The sequence below is a fragment of the Chryseobacterium sp. HNCC26DJ240 genome (assembly GCF_057180485.1).
In genome coordinates this window covers 282,876-299,496 of the sequence record NZ_JBXUGK010000001.1, presented here as the reverse complement: position 1 = coordinate 299,496, position 16,621 = coordinate 282,876, and the positions used below count along the sequence as shown (strand labels likewise).

Sequence of the window (16,621 nt, the reverse complement as noted above, 5' to 3'; positions counted from 1 at the left end):
ATGACAATACAAAAGTAAAAGCGATTGAAAAAACCGACGGAGACAGATTACCAATAAGAAAGAAACAAATTACGGATAACAAAAAACGCCTCCTTTCGAAGACGCTGTATTACATATTTTGAATTTCCTTTTTCATTTGAAGCCGATATTCTTTTGGACTCATTCCGACTTGCTTTTTGAAGAACTTTGAAAAGTAATTCGGATATTCAAAGCCTAATTCGTAAGCAATTTCAGTCGTGTTCATTTCTATGTTTTGCTTTAATAATTCTTTGGCTTTTTTAATGACAAATTCGTGAATGTTTTCTAATGCAGATTTTTGGGTAAAATGTTTGATAATATCGCCTAAATAATTGGCTGTCAAACCCAATTTATCTGCAAAATACTGAACATTCGGAAGTTGTTTTACAGGCTGATTATAATATTCAATCAAGCTTTGCTGAAAACCTGTGACCACTCTATTGTACTGTTTCGGGTCGGTAGAAAATTGTCTTTTGTAAAACGCTTCTACCAAAGAAATCACAACATTCACATAAGATAATAAAACTCCAAAATGTCGCTTTTCACTTTCGTAATATTTCAGCATTAATTGAAAAACCGCAGAAATCTCCGCTACTTCTTCATTCGTCAAATACAAAGCTTCGTGCTGTCCGTAATCCAGATAAGTCTTGAAGAGAAATCTGTTTTCCTCAATCACTTTTTTAGAAAGCTGAAGATACATTCCGGTGTAAGTCGGCTCTACGTCCCAACCTTCATTGACAACCATTTCCGGACTGTTGAAAAACACAGCCGTAATTGGTTTTCTCTCTGGCGTATTTTTATTTTTAAGATTAATTTTAAAAGAAATCCTGTAAAAATCTACCGCAACAGGTTCCGACTTCAACAACATATTTGGCGGGTCGTAATAACCAACATCGATATCATTATCCAGCGGTTTTGTTGTACCGATGTATTCGTTATATGAAGTGAAGTCTTTGAAAATTTTCATTGAAACAAAGATATAAAAACGTTTTTCTTTGACTAATTTCTCAATTTTTTATTGAAATACAAATTCGGGTAAACCATTCCATTATTTTAAAAATCAAACTATTGATTTTCAGAATTCAAACGCTTTAAAATAACCGACCGCAAACGTTCCTCATTTTTATCGCCCCAATTTCCCAACGTAGAAATTACAGGAATTAAGGTTTCTCCAAATTCAGTTAAACTGTACTCCACTTTTGGTGGCACGACAGGGTAAATTTTCTTTGTAATCAGTTCGTGGTCTTCCAGTTCCTTCAACTGGATATTTAAAACTCGCCTTGTCGCATCGGGAATTTTCCGTTGTAGTTCACTCGGGCGTTGATGTCCCTGATTAATAAACCACAGCAAACGGATTTTCCATTTTCCATAAAGCACTTCGCCAATCAAATCTAACCCGCAATTCAGGTTTGGTAAAATTTTTCTTTCATACATAAGACAAATGTAAACCTATGTTCCAAATTGTACAATAGGGGAAAAATTTATCCCTATCTGAATCGTAATTCCGTACTTGTCTAAACTGTTTTTATGCTTCAATTTTGCCCTATAAATAATTATTAAAAATGGAACAATTTAATTTCAACAACGAATTATCCGGCAAAATTGCCTTAGTAACTGGCGGAACAAAAGGAGCCGGAAAAGCAATAACAGAAAGGCTTTTACAAGCTGGTGCAACCGTAATTATCACTGCGAGAAATGCGCCCGAAGCAACCAACGAAAAACTACATTTCATTTCGGCAGATTTAAGTAAAGCAGAAGGAACGCAAAAAGTAATCGACGAAGTGTTATCGACTTACGGGAGGTTGGATATTCTTGTGAACAACCTTGGTTCTTCGTCAACATCTGCAGGTGGTTTTAGCGTATTGTCTGATGAAGATTGGGAATCGACTCTACAGGCTAATTTGCTTGCGCCTGTACGATTAGACCGAGGTTTTTTACCACAAATGATTGAACGAAAAAATGGCGTCATTATTCACATTGCTTCCATCCAAGGTAAATTGCCTTTGTACGATTCTACTTTGCCGTATGCATCTGCAAAAGCAGGTTTGAGAAACTATAGCAAAAGTTTATCTAATGAAGTTTCGCCTAAAGGAGTTCGCGTTCTGACTGTTTCGCCAGGATGGATTAATACAACAGCTTCGAAATCCTTTTTGGATGAGATTGCGAGAAATGCAAACAGTACTGTAGAAGAAGCACAGCAAAGTGTTATGAATGCATTGGGCGGAATACCAAATGGCAGACCCGCTGAGCCAGAAGATGTGGCCGAACTCGTAGGATTTTTGGTTTCGCCAAGAGCCAATTATTTGACAGGGACAGAATATATAATTGATGGAGGAACAGTTCCGACCATTTAATAATCTTAAAAATATAAAAAATGAATTTACCAAAAGTAGTTACCGAATTAATTGAAACACAAAACAATTTTGACAGCGTTTCTTACGCAAAATGTTTTACCGAAACAGCCGTAGTTTTTGACGAAGGAAAAACGCATAACGGAAGAAAAGAAATCGAAAATTGGATAGAAAAAGCCAATAAAGAATACCAAGCAACGATGAAACCTCTTGAATATTCAGAAACAGAACATACATTGAAAACTGAAGTTTCCGGAACATTTCCTGGAAGTCCGATTACATTGACTTATCATTACGAATTTGAAGATGGGTTAATTCAATCTTTGAAAATCGTTTAAAATCAACATCTTAGATTTCTAAAACAAGGCTAAAGTTTGAACTTCAGCCTTTTATTATGGTTTACTGATTCCTAAATTCTCATTGATGTAAAGATTCGGGTAAATCATCAGTTTCGAAACAAAATCTGCAATACTTTTTCTGGAAATTGCAGAACCCGTTTCCGGCGTTCCTTTTATTGTGACCGAATAATCGATTTCATCAGCATTAGTGAACCAATCTGGTCTTAAAATCGTGTAATCCAAACCTGAATTTTCAATCACATCTGCCAATTTTCTGTAAGGAACTAAAACGGGTTTTAAAGGTGTGTCGTAAATCCCGATTGAACTTATTGCAATGATTCTTTTCACACCTTCTTCCTGCATTGATTTTACGATATTTTTGGACATCAATTCGAGGTTTCCTTCAAGATTCACGTAAATAATATCCTGATTGGCTACTGCATTTTTTATATCATTAAAATTCAAAGCATCGCCTTCGATAATTTTACAACCTTGTGAAAGTTCGCTTGAAATTCTGTTTTTGTTTCTTAAAAATAAGGTGAGTTCTATATTTTCTAAGTTTTTGGAAGCTTCGATTACATATTGCGCCAAACTTCCCGAAGCGCCGATTATCAATACTTTTTTCATAATTTATTAGGTTTGTTTTACTTTTAAATAAAAATCTGCGGAAAACATTTTCTCCGCAGATTCACACTACTATTTTTTTGAATTGATTGAACAACTATTTCCCAACTCTCGCCTGTAAAGCTGCCGGATAACGTTCGCCAACAATCTGAATTTGTTTTAAAGCTAAATTGATTCTGTTTAATTCTTCTTCATTAAGATTGACATTCACTGCGCCGACATTTTCATCTAAACGATGAATTTTTGTCGTTCCCGGAATCGGTGCGATGTAAGATTTCTGAGCCAATAACCAACTCAAAGCAACCTGCGCAGAAGTCGCATTATTTTCAATAGCAACCGCTTTTACCAAATCAACCAACTCCTGATTGGCTTTTCTGTTTTCTTCGGAAAAACGGGGAACAATATTTCTGAAATCATTCGCATCAAATTTTGTATCTGCATTGATAGCTCCCGTCAAAAAGCCTTTTCCAAGCGGACTGAACGGAACAAAACCGATATTTAATTCTTCCAAAAATGGTAAAATTTCATTTTCCGGTTCACGCCAAAACATAGAATATTCACTTTGAAGTGCCGTCACAGGCAAAACTGCGTGCGCTTTTCTGATGCTTTCCACACCAGCTTCACTCATTCCAAAATGTTTTACTTTTCCTTCGGCAATCAAATCTTTCACAGTTCCGGCAACATCTTCCATCGGAATATTTGGGTCAACTCTGTGTTGATACAACAAATCGATAACATCAGTTTGAAGATATTTTAAAGAATTTTCTACAACTTGACGAATTCTTTCCGGACGACTGTCAACACCTTTTGTAGGGTCGCCATCAGGAAACCCGAATTTCGTAGCCAAAACCACTTTATCTCTGAAAGATTTCACAGCTTTTCCAAGAAATTGTTCATTCAAACCTTGACTGTAAGCTTCTGCCGTATCAAAAAATGTGATTCCTAAATCGTAAGCTTTTTGAATTAATGCAATTGCATCGGCTTCGCTGGTTGCAGGACCGTAGCCGAAAGTCAGTCCCATACAACCTAATCCTAATTCGGACACTTCTAAATTTTGTCCTAAAGTTCTTGTTTTCATATTTTTACTTTATTTAAATTGAATTTTTAAAATCTCGCTGATTTTGCAGATGAAACAGATTTTAAGCAATCTAATCTGCGAGAGAAAATGTTCTTTTTTCACTTTACAAATGTCTGACGACTCATCAAAGTTTTTGTTATACAGATTACTGCTTTGCTTACCATTTTTACTGATGTGACTTTACGAAACCTGACTGTTAAATTGTTGCGTAAGGGATAGAAGCGGCATCCTTTTTTGTGATTGCGATTGCTGAATAGTCCAATTGATAATAATATTTCTATCGCAATCGTAAAAAAGATATAGCGGATAGCCCGACCCGCTGCATGATGGAAAGGGTGAACGCTGGCAGGGTTTAAAACCCTGCCAGCGTTGAGCAAAGGCCATGCAAAGGGATACGCCCAAATTATTCATCAAAAAAAAATTAAAAACTATACCGATTACAGATTCTCTTACCATTATTACTGATTTGGAATACAGGATGCTTTTGAGCAACATTTTTTAGATAAATTTGTACTTTAAAACTCATTGAAAATGAAAATCAACATCCTTAAAAGCGTTGGTGAATACAGTTTGCTTCGTGGTGCGACTACGCTTCATCCATTGATTAATGTGATGGATTATGATGACCTGAAACCATTGGCTTCTGCGACGTATCACTTCGGATTTTTCTGTGTTTTTCTGAAAGAAACGAAATGTGGTGATTTGCGTTACGGAAAAGAATCTTATGATTATCAGGAAGAAAGTTTGGTTTTTGTTGCTCCTGGGCAGATTTTGACGGTTGAAAAATATTTACCCAATATAAAACCCAAAGGAAAAGTGATTATTTTTCATTCAGATTTCCTGAAAGGAACGGCTTTGAGCACGATTTTGAATGATTATAGTTTCTTCTCTTATGATTCCAACGAAGCCTTACATCTTTCAGAAAAAGAAAGAGAAATGGTGGTAAATATGTTTTACACGATTGAAAACGAACTGAAACAAAACCTTGACAAACACAGCAAAACATTAGTGATTTCGCAACTTCAGTTATTTTTGAATTATGCTACTCGTTTTTACGACAGACAGTTTATCACGAGAGAGCACATCAATAAAGGAATTTTACAGCGTTTTGAAGAGCTTCTCAATACTTATTTTTTGTCTGATAAACCTCAAAATATCGGTTTGCCTTCGGTCACTTTTTTTGCTGAGGAACTTCATCTTTCTTCTAATTATTTTGGAGATTTAATTAAAAAAGAAACAGGTATTTCTGCCCAGGAATACATTCAGCTCAAGTTGATTGATATTGCTAAAGAAAGGATTTTTGATAATGAAAAATCGATTAGTGAGATTGCTTATGGTTTAGGTTTTAAATATCCTCAGCATTTTACGAGGCTGTTTAAGCAGAAAGTTGGGGTGAGCCCGAATGAGTACAGGAATTTGAACTGATTTTTGAATTATCAATCTAAAAAATACAGAAAGCTATTTTGCACTTGCGAAATGGCTTTTTTTGTGTGCATTGATGAGTTTTAACAAAAAATAAAATCATTAACATTATTTAACACAGGAGCAATGTAACAAATTTTCCCTAATTGGTGTCTTATGGGTAAGAATTTAAACTATTCATGAAAAAAATTTTTGCACCCGTTGCTCTATTAATAGGAACTTTAGCTTTTACTCAGGAGAAAAAAGATTCTGCTGAAGCAAAAGTAAACGAAATAAAAGAAGTGACTTTCGTCGCCAAAAAACCAACTGTAGAGTCTAAGGTTGACCGTACCGTCTTTAATGTTGCCAACAGCTCAATTTTAGCTGGAAATACAACCTGGGACGTTTTGAGAATGACACCTTTGGTGAGCGTAGACAACAATGATGCACTGAAAGCTGAAGGAGAGTCTGTAACTGTTTACATCAACGACAGAAAATCTGTTTTTACAGGAAAAGAGCTGAAAGAATATTTGCAGACAATTCCTGCGGATAATCTGATGAAAATTGAAGTCATTACGAGCCCATCTTCAAGATATGAAGCGAGAGGAACGGTAATCAATATTGTTTTGAAAAAGCGTGATGATGAAGGTTTTAAAGGCAGCATAACGCTCAATAACAAACAGAATACCCAAAATTCTCAATACACAAATCTAAATTTAAATTATCACAAAAAAAGCTTCACACAAACATTGGTCGGAAGTTACAGCGATAACGTTTGGGTTCAGGGAAATACCTTTGTAAACACGATTTATGAAAACAATGTGGTTACCCAAGGTTCAACAAAAAATATTTACAGAGGAAAAAATCCGTCACTATCCTCAACTTCAGAATACGAACTCAATGATAAAAATAATATAGGTGTTATTTTTGAACTTTATCAGGGAAAAGGAAACAACAGTTCAGAGCTTGAATCTTCTCAGTTTACCAACAATAATTTTACTTTTCTTCGTAATCAGAGTCAGATTTCCGATAATATGTACCGTAATTTTGGAACCAATGTCTTTTACAAATACTATGATAAAGAAAAAAATAAAATTCTGGATATCAATCTGGGGACCAATTACAACGGACAATCTCAAAACAGTTATTTTTTAAGAAATACGGCGTTTACCAACACATCAGAACTTCAGGAACTGGGAATCATTACCGACACCGAAAACAGAAATTATTACATAAAAGTAGATTACACGCAGCCCATCGGAAAAAACGGAGGAAATTTTGAAGTCGGCGGTAAAATGGATTTTAACAACAACGTCATTCCAAACGATTTGTCTGGGAATCTGCTGAATGGTTTGAGCACGCACGATGTCTTTCATTACGAAGATAATCTCAACTCGCTGTATGCCAATTATTCTAAAACGTTCTTTAAAAAACTGGAAACGAGAGTAGGTGTACGATACGAGTACATCGATTTTAAAATGAGACAGGATGTTGCAGAAACTTCGAGAAGAGATTCTTACGGCGCTTTCCTGCCTGATTTTTTGGTTAAATATTCATTTTCAGACAAATATGATGTAAGTTTAACCTACAACAGAAATCTTTGGCGACCTTGGTATTCAGAGTTCAACCCTTTTATGACACCCACTTCTGACGGATTTTATTCGAGAGGAAGCATGGATCTCCTTCCCAATCCGAGTGACAGATATTATATGAAATTCGGGTTTCTGAAGAAATATTTTGTTTCTGCGAGATATACTTTTACAAAACAGGATTATTGGCAAGGTAATGTAACAGAGGGTAATAAATTTATTTTTGAGCCTACCAACTTTTTAGGTAAAGTACACCGGGTAAATCTTTACGCAAACACCAATCAGACATTTTTTAAAAATAAACTGAATGTGAATCTTGGTTTCGGATGGAATTATCTCGACAACAGCGATTTCAATACCAGAAACGAGCTTAACGGAGCAACAAATTATCTGAGTTTCTGGTCAGGATCCGGAAATCTTACGTACACGAATTTATTCAACAAAAACATCAATGTGAGCGGTTGGGTTGAAGTATCTAACCAAAACAGTGGGAACTCATTCGCGAATGCAACCAACGTTTTCCATAATATTTCGATTACGAAAATTTTCCCTAAAACACAGATGGAAGCCAGCATACAGTTGATGAATATTTTTGCAAGACCTAATTTCGATTCAACATCATTTAGCCAGATTGCAAGCTTTAGAAATTCTACAAGATCAGATTGGCATGGTTTCTCACTTACTTTTGTGAAGCGTTTCGGAAATCAAAAAGTAAAAGAAAATACCAAAACCGATGCAGAAAAAAACAGCGGAGGCGGGAAATAGATTTTCTATTATTTTGCCCTAAATATTCGTTTTAATGGCTAGGTTCAAAATAAAGCAACATATATATTATCAGTTTATTTTAATTTAAATAGATGACCGGTATTATGTAGTAAAATGTAAAACGCCACTTTCAGCTGTTGAAAGTGGCGTTTTTTATGATTAAAAATGATCTTAATTTGTTGGAATTGCAAGGAAATAATTCTCAATTAAATTAACCCCTAAAAACGAAGCCGTTGCAGGATAAGTATAATTACTTCTTTGAACGGCATTAGAATCTGACTGTATATTAAAATAAATTGTCTGATTTGCGGTCGTAGTATTAGTATAAACAAAAGATTGCGTAAGCTCAAAATCTTTCGCCTCAAAAGGCTGAAAGTTGGTACTTCCTAAAATGGGTGTATCCTGAGCGTTGCCATTGGATGTTCCCAGATTTTTTGTTCCTACATAAGTTCTCAAAAAGCCATTAGTAGGCGTGTTGAGCATGTGTACTTTAATGTAAATCATGTATGTACCTGGCGCAATAGATAAACTTGCGATAGTATTCCATCTTGCATTTCCAAGGTTTGTATTGGGAGCCCAGCTGAAAGGTCCGTTTACTGGAGCCGATGAAAACAGTTTTAAATTTTGCCAGTTGGCAACACCGTTGGCATCACTTATCAATATTTTCCCTGCACCCTGCGTACCGTCTTCCAACTTAAATCCTGCTACCGGAGCAGAGGCAGTTCCTGCTGTTTTCACATCCAATTTTACTGTTGGATTTACCAATCCTATTCCTACATTTCCTGTAGTTGCAGATATAACAACATCTTCACCCGTTGATGAGTTGCCTAGATCATTACTTGTTCCATTGACATGCAAGACGCCTTGAGGATTGGTAAGATTTATTCCTACCTGCGCGCTCGCAAAAAACATATTTGCAAATACAAAACCTACTACTAATTTGCTGAAATAATTTATCATTGCATATTTTTTTGCAAAGTTGCTTCTTTAAGAAACATTGAGCAAATCAATAAACATGATTTTTAACATGTAATTAATTTTTCATTAATTTTTTACGTTAAATGCAGCTTTTTAAGATGAAAATTTAGCAATTGATTAAAAAAGGAAATGTTTTACTTTTTCCTCAATATCGTCTAAATTAAAGGGTTTAGCCACAAAATCGTCTGCCCCGGCTTCTTTCGCAAGCTTTGCAATATCATTATTTGCAGTAACATAAATTACAGGAACAGATTTGAAATCGGGATGATTTTTGAGTTTTTTAGTAGCTTCTACTCCACCGATATTAGGAATCCAGTTATCCATTAAAATCAAATCAGGCTTGAAAGCTTCTACCCTTTCCAGAATATCGTGGGACGTTTCAGAAATTTCAACTTCGTAGCCGTTTTCTTCAAAAATAATAGTCACCACTTCAAGAATTGTGGTGTCATCATCAAAAATTAAGATTTTCTTTTTGTTCATTATAAAATATAGTTGTTTCAAATTATTTAATAATCATTTATCTGAGCAAACGGGCAAGCTCATCGGGTTTAAAGATAAGGTCTGGCTGTATTTGTTCCAAAGCCATCCTGGGCATATAATCTACTTCGGCGGTTTCCGGATCCTGTATCCATACTTTTCCCTGGTTATTTTTTACGTACTGTAACCCTTCCACACCATCTGCATTGGCTCCCGAGAGCAAAGCTCCCACGAGACCTTGACCAAAAACTTCAGATGCTGATTTGAAAGTGACATCTATAGACGGTCTGGAATAATTCATCTTTTCTGAGCTGTCTAGCGCCACAGTCTTTCTATTTTCAAAAAGCAAATGATAATCTGCAGGTGCGATGTAAATCTTGTTGGCTTCAATGTCTGCTTTATCTTCCAGTTCCTGTACTTCTATTGAAGTAAGCTGCTGCAATAAAACAGGCAAAACACTTGTAGAATATGGCTTTCTGTGCACCACAATCACAATTGGAAACCTGAGCTGAAAATCAATATTTTTAAGCAGCTCCATGATGACGTGAAGACTTCCCGCAGAGCCTCCAATCAAAAACAGATCAGGTTGATATGTAAATGATTGAACATTCATAACAGATGTTCGGCTTTTTTCCAAATTTTGTGCTCACTGACAGCTTCGTAAGATTTTTTTAAATCTGAAAATCTCAGCGTCTCTTTCGAACCTAAAGCAAGATACCCTAAATTCTCTAAACTGTCATCAAAAAGTTTAAATACCCTTTCCTGCAGATCTTTTTCAAAATAAATCAGTACATTTCTACAGATAATTAACTGAAAACTATTGAAAGAGCTGTCTGAAACCAAATTATGTGTAGATAAAATCAGTTTTTTCTGAAGTGATTTATCAAACTGTACGCTGTCATAATTGGCGGTGTAATATTCAGAAAAATCTTTTTTGCCTCCCGAGAGCATGTAATTTTCAGAATACTGCTGCATTTGCTGCATCGGAAAAACTCCTGAACGCGCTTTTTCCAGAACCGATGGATTGATGTCTGTGCCGTAAATGAGACATTTATCATAAAGTCCGGCTTCCTTCAGTAAAATAGCCATAGAATAGGCTTCTTCACCTGTTGAACATCCCGCTACCCAGATTCTGATTAGAGGATAAGTTCCGAGATGTGGCAAAATATTTTCTCTGATTTCTTTAAAAAATAAAGGATCCCGAAACATTTCTGTGACATTTACCGTTATTTCTTCTACAAAATGTTTCAGATAATCTGGCTCTGTGATGATGGTGTAGCGTAATTCTGCAAAACTGGTGAATTTATCGATGAGGCACAGCCTGTTCACCCTTCTTTTGAAGGAAGCGCGGCTGTAACGCGAAAAATCATAACCATAAAGATCGTAAACATCTTTTATAAGATATTCTACCTCTTCGTCTTTTACAATACTTGGCTCAAGCATCAGCTAATATTTTGAATGGCTTTTAATAAAAAATCAACATCTATAGGTTTAGTCACATAATCCCTTGCTCCTGCATCCAGGCATTTTTCGCGGTCTCCCGGCATTGCCTGCGCCGTAACAGCAACCACCGGAATTTTGGAAATTTCAGGCATTTCTTTAATGATATTTAAAGCTTGGTAACCATCCATTTCAGGCATCATCATATCCATCAAAACCACCGTAAGATTGGGATTGGCTTTCATTAATTCAATCGCTTCATGTGCCATTGATGCGTCAATCACCTCAAAACCTTTGGCTTGTAAAGTTAGTTTTAAGGCAAAAATATTTCGTGGGTCATCGTCAACAATTAAGATTTTCTTTTTCATTTCTGCCGGGTTTTAATTTTCGTACAACCAAACTCTCAGCAGTGACAAAAGCTGATCGAGGTCTACAGGTTTTGAAATATAATCAGACGCCCCGGCATCAATACATTTTTGTCTGTCTCCGACCATAGATTTTGCAGTCACGGCAATAATTGGCATTCGGGAATACTTTGGCTGTTTTCTGATATGTCTTATAGCTTCATATCCGTCCATTTCAGGCATCATCATATCCATCAGAACAACGTCTATATCTGGATTTTGTTCCATCTGTTCGATAGCCTGTTTTCCGTCCATTGCCACAATGACCTCCACCTGATATTTTTCTAATGCCTTGGTGAGCGAGAATATATTTCTTGCATCATCATCCGTTACTAACATTTTTTTTCCATGCAGAACTTCAGAAAGCGAACCGAGATTTTTGCCTGTCGAGACATTTTCCTTTACATTCTTTTCTTTCACCAAATGAAGGAAAAGCCCCACCTCATCTAAAATTCTCTGATAAGAATGTGCGGTTTTCACCACGATAGAATCTGCATATTCTCTGATTTTCAGTTCTTGTGCTGCAGAAAGACTTCTTTCTGTAAAGATGATGATTGGGAGATTTTCTAAACCTTCGTAGCTTTTTATTTCTTCGATAATTTGATATTCATTTCCTTTAGAAGCTCCGGTATCAAGTATTACGCAGTCTGCATCGTTTTTGATAAGTGCATTTACACTATCCAGTACATTATTTTCTACCGACAGAGAGATATTAAAATTACTCAGAAAGTACGACAGTGCCGAGGCGTGTTTGGCATTTTCTTCTACAATTAAAACTTTAGGAGATTTTTTCAAAGCCTCTTCCAGTTTACTGAAAACACTGGTCATCTGGTCTAAAGCAAGAGGTTTGGAGATAAAATCTATCGCACCCTTCATCAGACTTTCTTTTTTCACCTGAAGTACCGACATCATGTGCACCGGAATTTGTTTTACCGAATTCTCAGTTTTCAGAGCCGACATTACCTGCCAGCCATCCATCATAGGAAGCTGAATATCCAGCAAAATTGCCAAAGGCAAGTATTTCTTAGCTGCTTCTACCGCATGATCTCCCCGTACTACAACTACTGCTTTGTAGCCGTTTCTTCTGGAATATTTTAATAAAGCTTTAGCAAAATTGGTATCATCTTCAACGATAAGAATTACCTTGTCTTCTGCATTAATATCGTTCCTGTCATCTTCAATCTCATCCGGAATTTCATACACTGGGTTTGTAATGACTTTGATGGCATCTTCAGAACCTTCTGCGAGGCTGATAATTTCCTCAACATCCTGATGAATAACGTCCAAAAGCTCTTCCTGTGCATTCTGATGCGTCTCTGCTTTTGAACGGTGTACAGGAATCACCAAGCTGAATTCACTTCCTACATTCGGTTCACTTTCCAGACTGAGTTCTCCACCAAGAAGTTTGGCAATCTCGCGACTGATTGAAAGACCAAGACCAGTACCTCCATATTTTCTTCGGGTAGAGCCGTCTGCCTGCTGGAAAGCTTCAAAAATGACCGCCTGTTTATCTTTAGGAATACCAATTCCGGAATCTTTAACATTAAAAACAATGAATTTTTTCTTCTGAGGATGTGGATGAATTTTAAATTCTATACTTCCGGATGTTGTAAACTTTAAGGCATTAGACAATAAATTTCTCAAAACCTGATCAAGTCTCATGCGGTCGGTTTCTATTTCCTTGCCTGTATTTTCGGCCACAGAAACTTTAAATTCCAAACCTCTCTCACGAATCAGTGGCTGAAACAGTTTTTGCGTATCTTTCACCACTTCATCTATGATAACCGGCAGATATTCCAAAGTCATTTTTCCGGATTCTATTTTTGCCAAATCCAGAATTTCGTCAATCAACTGCAAAAGACTTGTTCCAGAACTTTGAATCACCTTGGCCGATTCTATCTGGTCTTCGCTCAGATTTTCTTCTGTATTTTCAGACATTAACCTTGACAGAAGGAGAATGGAATTAAGCGGTGTTCTCAGCTCATGAGACATATTTGCCAAAAACTCAGACTTATATTTCGTACTCAAAGCCAGTTCTTCAGCTTTTTTCTGAATTTCAATATTTCTTTCTGCAATAAGATGGTTTTTTTCTTCAAGACTTCTCGATCTTTCTTCAAGTTCTGCATTGATCTGCATTAATTCTTCCTGCTGCACTTTCAGTTCCTCTTCAGAAGCCTGCAGTTTTTGGGTTTGGGCTTCCAATTCAGTATTCAAAGATTCAAGTTCAGAGTGCTGTACCTGAAGTTCTTCGGCCTGAGTCTGGGTTTCTTCGAGCAATCGTTGCTCTTTCTCACGACCTCTTGCTGCAATAACGGCAGTCGCAATATTTTCTGTACTTTCTGTAAAATAATGAAGGGTATTTTCATCAAAATTTTCCGATGCCGAAAGCTCAATTACACCATAAATATGCCTTCCCGACATAATCGGCAGCAAAGCAATACTTTTAATTTTCAAATCGGTTCCGGCGAAAGATGCTGTGAAGTTTTCATCCTGCAGATTATGGAACACCTTCATTTCTTTTTTTATAAAAGTTTGCCCCACCATGCCTTCACCCGGCTCGAAGATTGGCTTCATGCTTTTTTCAAGACCGAAAGCGTAAGAAAGTTTCAAGACACCGTCTTCCAGAAGATAAATTGCACCGTTTAAGCATTTTCCGTAACCAATGAGTTGACTTAATGATTCCTGAGAAACATCTCTGAGGGTTTTATTTCCTACCAAAGATTCGTTGAGGGCGGCAAGACCTTTTGTACGCCAGTCGCTTGCATTAATTTTATCGAAAGAATCTTTCAGAGAGCCTGTCATAAAATTTAGAGACTCTGCCAATTCTCCAAGATCATCCTGTGCATGATCGATTGCCTTAACGGTGTAATCTCCGTTGGCAACACGGTTTGCAATCTCTTTTATCGCGGTAACTCTTCGTGAAATTTCGTGGTCTTTTGCTTTAAGCTGCCTTTCCAGTTTTTCTCTTCTTAAAAGGTCATTTTTAAGTTTAAAATAAAAGAAAATCGTCACTACTACTGCAGCGAATGTGGAAAAAAGAATAAAAATAATCGTTGTGGTAGTCGACGTATTGAGGTTTTTGTCTTTTTTGGTAAGAATACCTTCTTCATATTTCACAAATTCTCTTACGATTTTCCGGCAGTTATCCATATCCACTTTGCCGGTCAGCATTTCGGCTTCAGACATCTGAATACCATTCTTTCTTCGGTCTACAAACTGTTTTAATTTGCTGATTCTGTTGTTTACATTATCTTCAAGCGAAGCAATTCTTTTTTGCTGATTTACATCTGTTATTTCCTGTGCAGCAGCATTTTCCATTGCTTTTGGAAGTGCAACCATACTTGCATTATAAGGTTCAAGAAAACTTGCTTTTCCTGTGAGCTGATAACCTCTGTTCCCGGTTTCGGCATCTAAAAGCGCAATCATCACGTCCTTCATCGCCGTGATAGCACGTTTGCTTTTTGAAAGTTCTTCTCTGTTATTGATCTGACGCTGGTAACTGAAAAACGAAGCTACTGAACTCAAAATCAACACTAAAAGTGAAAAACCAACACCGTATTGTAAATTTCTCAGGAATTTTTTAGCCATAAAATTAATTTAAAGGAAGTGTAAAATAAAATGTGGAACCTTCGTTTACAATGCTGGAAAGACCGATATTGCCGTGATGTTGCTTGATGATTTCAGCACAGATATAAAGCCCGATTCCCATACCCTGAAACTGCACAGAAGATTCTTCAACCCGATAAAATTTCTTAAAAACCGCATCCTGTTTAAATTCAGGGATACCGATTCCAAAATCTGTGACGCTTACTTTTACTTCTTCGTCATCTGCAAATGTGCTGATGATAATCTGATTGTTTTTTGGTGAATATTTGATGGCATTGGTCAAAAAATTAATGATTACCTGCTCAACTCTCACAGCGTCAAAAGGAAAAGGTTGACTTGGTCTTTTCCCATGCCAATCGATTTTTAAAGCTAAATGATCATGCGTTTGAATAATTGTATCGATAGCATTCTGAATCACACTTTCGAGATTGGCAGGCTGACTGTTGATTTTGAGTTTTCCGTTATCGATTTTTGAAACATCAAGAAGATCGGTAATGAGGTTATTGAGTTTTTCGATTTGGTCTTGGGTTTTGCTGAGATAACCAGCTTCGGCTCGCTCGGGATCGAGTTTTAGTTTTCTATCCAACAATTGAATATAAGCTTTGATGCTCGTAAGCGGAGTTTTAAGCTCATGGCTTGCAATGCTCAAAAACTCATCTTTTTCTTTTTCTATTTTTTTCTGATCCTCAATATCAGTAAAGGTTCCTACCCAGTTTTTCACCACTTCATCTTCGAGCACCGGAGACATTTTAAGCAAATGATATCTGAAGTCGCCAGAATGAAGATTCTTTATCCTTGCTTCCAGCTCAAACGCTTTTTTTTTCTTTCTGAACCTTTGAAATTCTTCATCAATATTGAGATCATCAACGTGAGTTTCTGGAAATTCTGTTTCTTTATGAGAATACTGATACCATTTTCCGTTCACGAAATCAACATCTCCGTTTTGGTTTAAAGTAAATGCAATCTGGGGAAGCGCTTCAAGCATCAGATGAAAATGATCAATCCTTGATTTCATGCTCACCTGCATTTCCCGACGACCTTTGATCTCAAGTTCAAGACTTTGCTGATTTTTTTTGAGTGCCACACTCTGCTCCTGAAGATTGTTGAAGGTTTTCACTTTCAGCATCAGAATTTCAGGATCTACAGGCTTGGTTACATAATCTATTCCACCTGAGGCGTAGCCTTTTGCTATAAATCTTTTGTCGGTATTGACTGCGGAGAGAAATATAATAGGAATTTCTTTGGTTTTACTGTATCCTGAGAGAGTTTCAGCCACTTCAAAGCCATCCATATCAGGCATCTGAACATCTAAGATGATAAGCGAATATGTTTTTTTTAAAGCTTTGGTGAGTGCCTCTTCTCCTGATGATGCCGTATCCACAGGGAAATCCTGAGATTGCAGCAGTCTTTTCAGTGAGAAAAGATTATTTTCATTATCATCTACAATTAAGATCATAAGTATTAATTCTGATTGGGAGTGTGTGGCTTTGTCATCAAAAATAGTGCTAAAATTCGGAAAACCTCGAGCTTTTTTCAAGCGACTACATTCTTG

15 protein-coding genes are annotated in these 16,621 nt (G+C 36.6%); 4 read left to right on the top strand and 11 right to left on the bottom strand.

Annotation, left to right across the window (positions count from 1 at the left end):
- Window positions 1–109: 109 nt before the first annotated feature.
- Window positions 110–985, bottom strand: a complete 876-nt coding sequence (locus tag AC2A1G_RS01425) for a helix-turn-helix domain-containing protein (RefSeq protein ID WP_484045173.1) — start codon at window positions 983–985, stop codon at window positions 110–112.
- A 98-nt stretch (window positions 986–1,083) separates the two neighbouring features.
- Window positions 1,084–1,452, bottom strand: coding sequence for a winged helix-turn-helix transcriptional regulator (locus tag AC2A1G_RS01420; RefSeq protein WP_267266905.1), 369 nt, complete (start codon window positions 1,450–1,452; stop codon window positions 1,084–1,086).
- A gap of 128 nt (window positions 1,453–1,580) precedes the next feature.
- Between AC2A1G_RS01420 and AC2A1G_RS01415 the strand changes: the two genes are divergently transcribed.
- Together AC2A1G_RS01415 and AC2A1G_RS01410 are read left to right on the top strand one after the other, a co-directional pair.
- Window positions 1,581–2,372: an SDR family oxidoreductase gene (locus AC2A1G_RS01415; RefSeq protein WP_484045172.1), complete on the top strand. Its 792-nt coding sequence runs from the start codon at window positions 1,581–1,583 to the stop codon at window positions 2,370–2,372.
- A gap of 20 nt (window positions 2,373–2,392) precedes the next feature.
- Window positions 2,393–2,707: a nuclear transport factor 2 family protein gene (locus AC2A1G_RS01410; protein ID WP_267266903.1), complete on the top strand. Its 315-nt coding sequence runs from the start codon at window positions 2,393–2,395 to the stop codon at window positions 2,705–2,707.
- A 54-nt stretch (window positions 2,708–2,761) separates the two neighbouring features.
- On the opposite strand, the gene AC2A1G_RS01405 is transcribed toward AC2A1G_RS01410, so the two are convergent.
- Window positions 2,762–3,334 carry an NAD(P)H-binding protein gene (locus AC2A1G_RS01405; protein WP_484045171.1) on the bottom strand — a complete coding sequence of 191 codons (573 nt, stop codon included), beginning with the start codon at window positions 3,332–3,334 and terminating at the stop codon, window positions 2,762–2,764.
- 94 nt (window positions 3,335–3,428) lie between these two features.
- Window positions 3,429–4,409, bottom strand: a complete 981-nt coding sequence (locus AC2A1G_RS01400; RefSeq protein WP_484045170.1) for an aldo/keto reductase — start codon at window positions 4,407–4,409, stop codon at window positions 3,429–3,431.
- Between the two features lie 531 nt (window positions 4,410–4,940).
- Between AC2A1G_RS01400 and AC2A1G_RS01395 the strand changes: the two genes are divergently transcribed.
- Complete coding sequence (locus AC2A1G_RS01395) at window positions 4,941–5,834, top strand: helix-turn-helix domain-containing protein (protein ID WP_484045169.1); 894 nt, start codon at window positions 4,941–4,943, stop codon at window positions 5,832–5,834.
- Window positions 5,835–6,010: 176 nt separating this feature from the next.
- A complete protein-coding gene (locus AC2A1G_RS01390; protein WP_484045168.1) occupies window positions 6,011–8,164 on the top strand; it encodes an outer membrane beta-barrel protein in 2,154 nt (717 codons plus the stop codon).
- Between the two features lie 171 nt (window positions 8,165–8,335).
- On the opposite strand, the gene AC2A1G_RS01385 is transcribed toward AC2A1G_RS01390, so the two are convergent.
- From AC2A1G_RS01385 to AC2A1G_RS01355, 7 genes are all read right to left on the bottom strand, one after another.
- Window positions 8,336–9,124 carry a hypothetical protein gene (locus AC2A1G_RS01385; RefSeq protein ID WP_484045167.1) on the bottom strand — a complete coding sequence of 263 codons (789 nt, stop codon included), beginning with the start codon at window positions 9,122–9,124 and terminating at the stop codon, window positions 8,336–8,338.
- A gap of 135 nt (window positions 9,125–9,259) precedes the next feature.
- Window positions 9,260–9,622 carry a response regulator gene (locus AC2A1G_RS01380; protein ID WP_484045166.1) on the bottom strand — a complete coding sequence of 121 codons (363 nt, stop codon included), beginning with the start codon at window positions 9,620–9,622 and terminating at the stop codon, window positions 9,260–9,262.
- A gap of 37 nt (window positions 9,623–9,659) precedes the next feature.
- Window positions 9,660–10,232 (bottom strand): chemotaxis protein CheB, encoded by a 573-nt coding sequence (locus AC2A1G_RS01375; RefSeq protein WP_484045165.1) that lies wholly within the window; start codon window positions 10,230–10,232, stop codon window positions 9,660–9,662.
- Entirely contained in the window at window positions 10,229–11,062 is an 834-nt protein-coding gene (locus AC2A1G_RS01370) for a CheR family methyltransferase (RefSeq protein WP_484045164.1), read from the bottom strand. Before AC2A1G_RS01370 ends, AC2A1G_RS01375 begins: the two co-directional genes overlap by 4 nt.
- On the bottom strand, window positions 11,062–11,427 hold the full coding sequence (locus AC2A1G_RS01365; RefSeq protein WP_484045163.1) for a response regulator: 366 nt from the start codon (window positions 11,425–11,427) through the stop codon (window positions 11,062–11,064). The genes AC2A1G_RS01370 and AC2A1G_RS01365 overlap by 1 nt, the downstream gene beginning before the upstream one ends.
- 12 nt (window positions 11,428–11,439) lie before the next feature.
- The gene (locus AC2A1G_RS01360) at window positions 11,440–15,051 is read right to left on the bottom strand and encodes a response regulator (protein ID WP_484045162.1); all 3,612 of its coding nucleotides are present in this window, start codon (window positions 15,049–15,051) and stop codon (window positions 11,440–11,442) included.
- A gap of 4 nt (window positions 15,052–15,055) precedes the next feature.
- On the bottom strand, window positions 15,056–16,525 hold the full coding sequence (locus AC2A1G_RS01355) for a hybrid sensor histidine kinase/response regulator (RefSeq protein ID WP_484045161.1): 1,470 nt from the start codon (window positions 16,523–16,525) through the stop codon (window positions 15,056–15,058).
- Window positions 16,526–16,621: the final 96 nt, after the last annotated feature.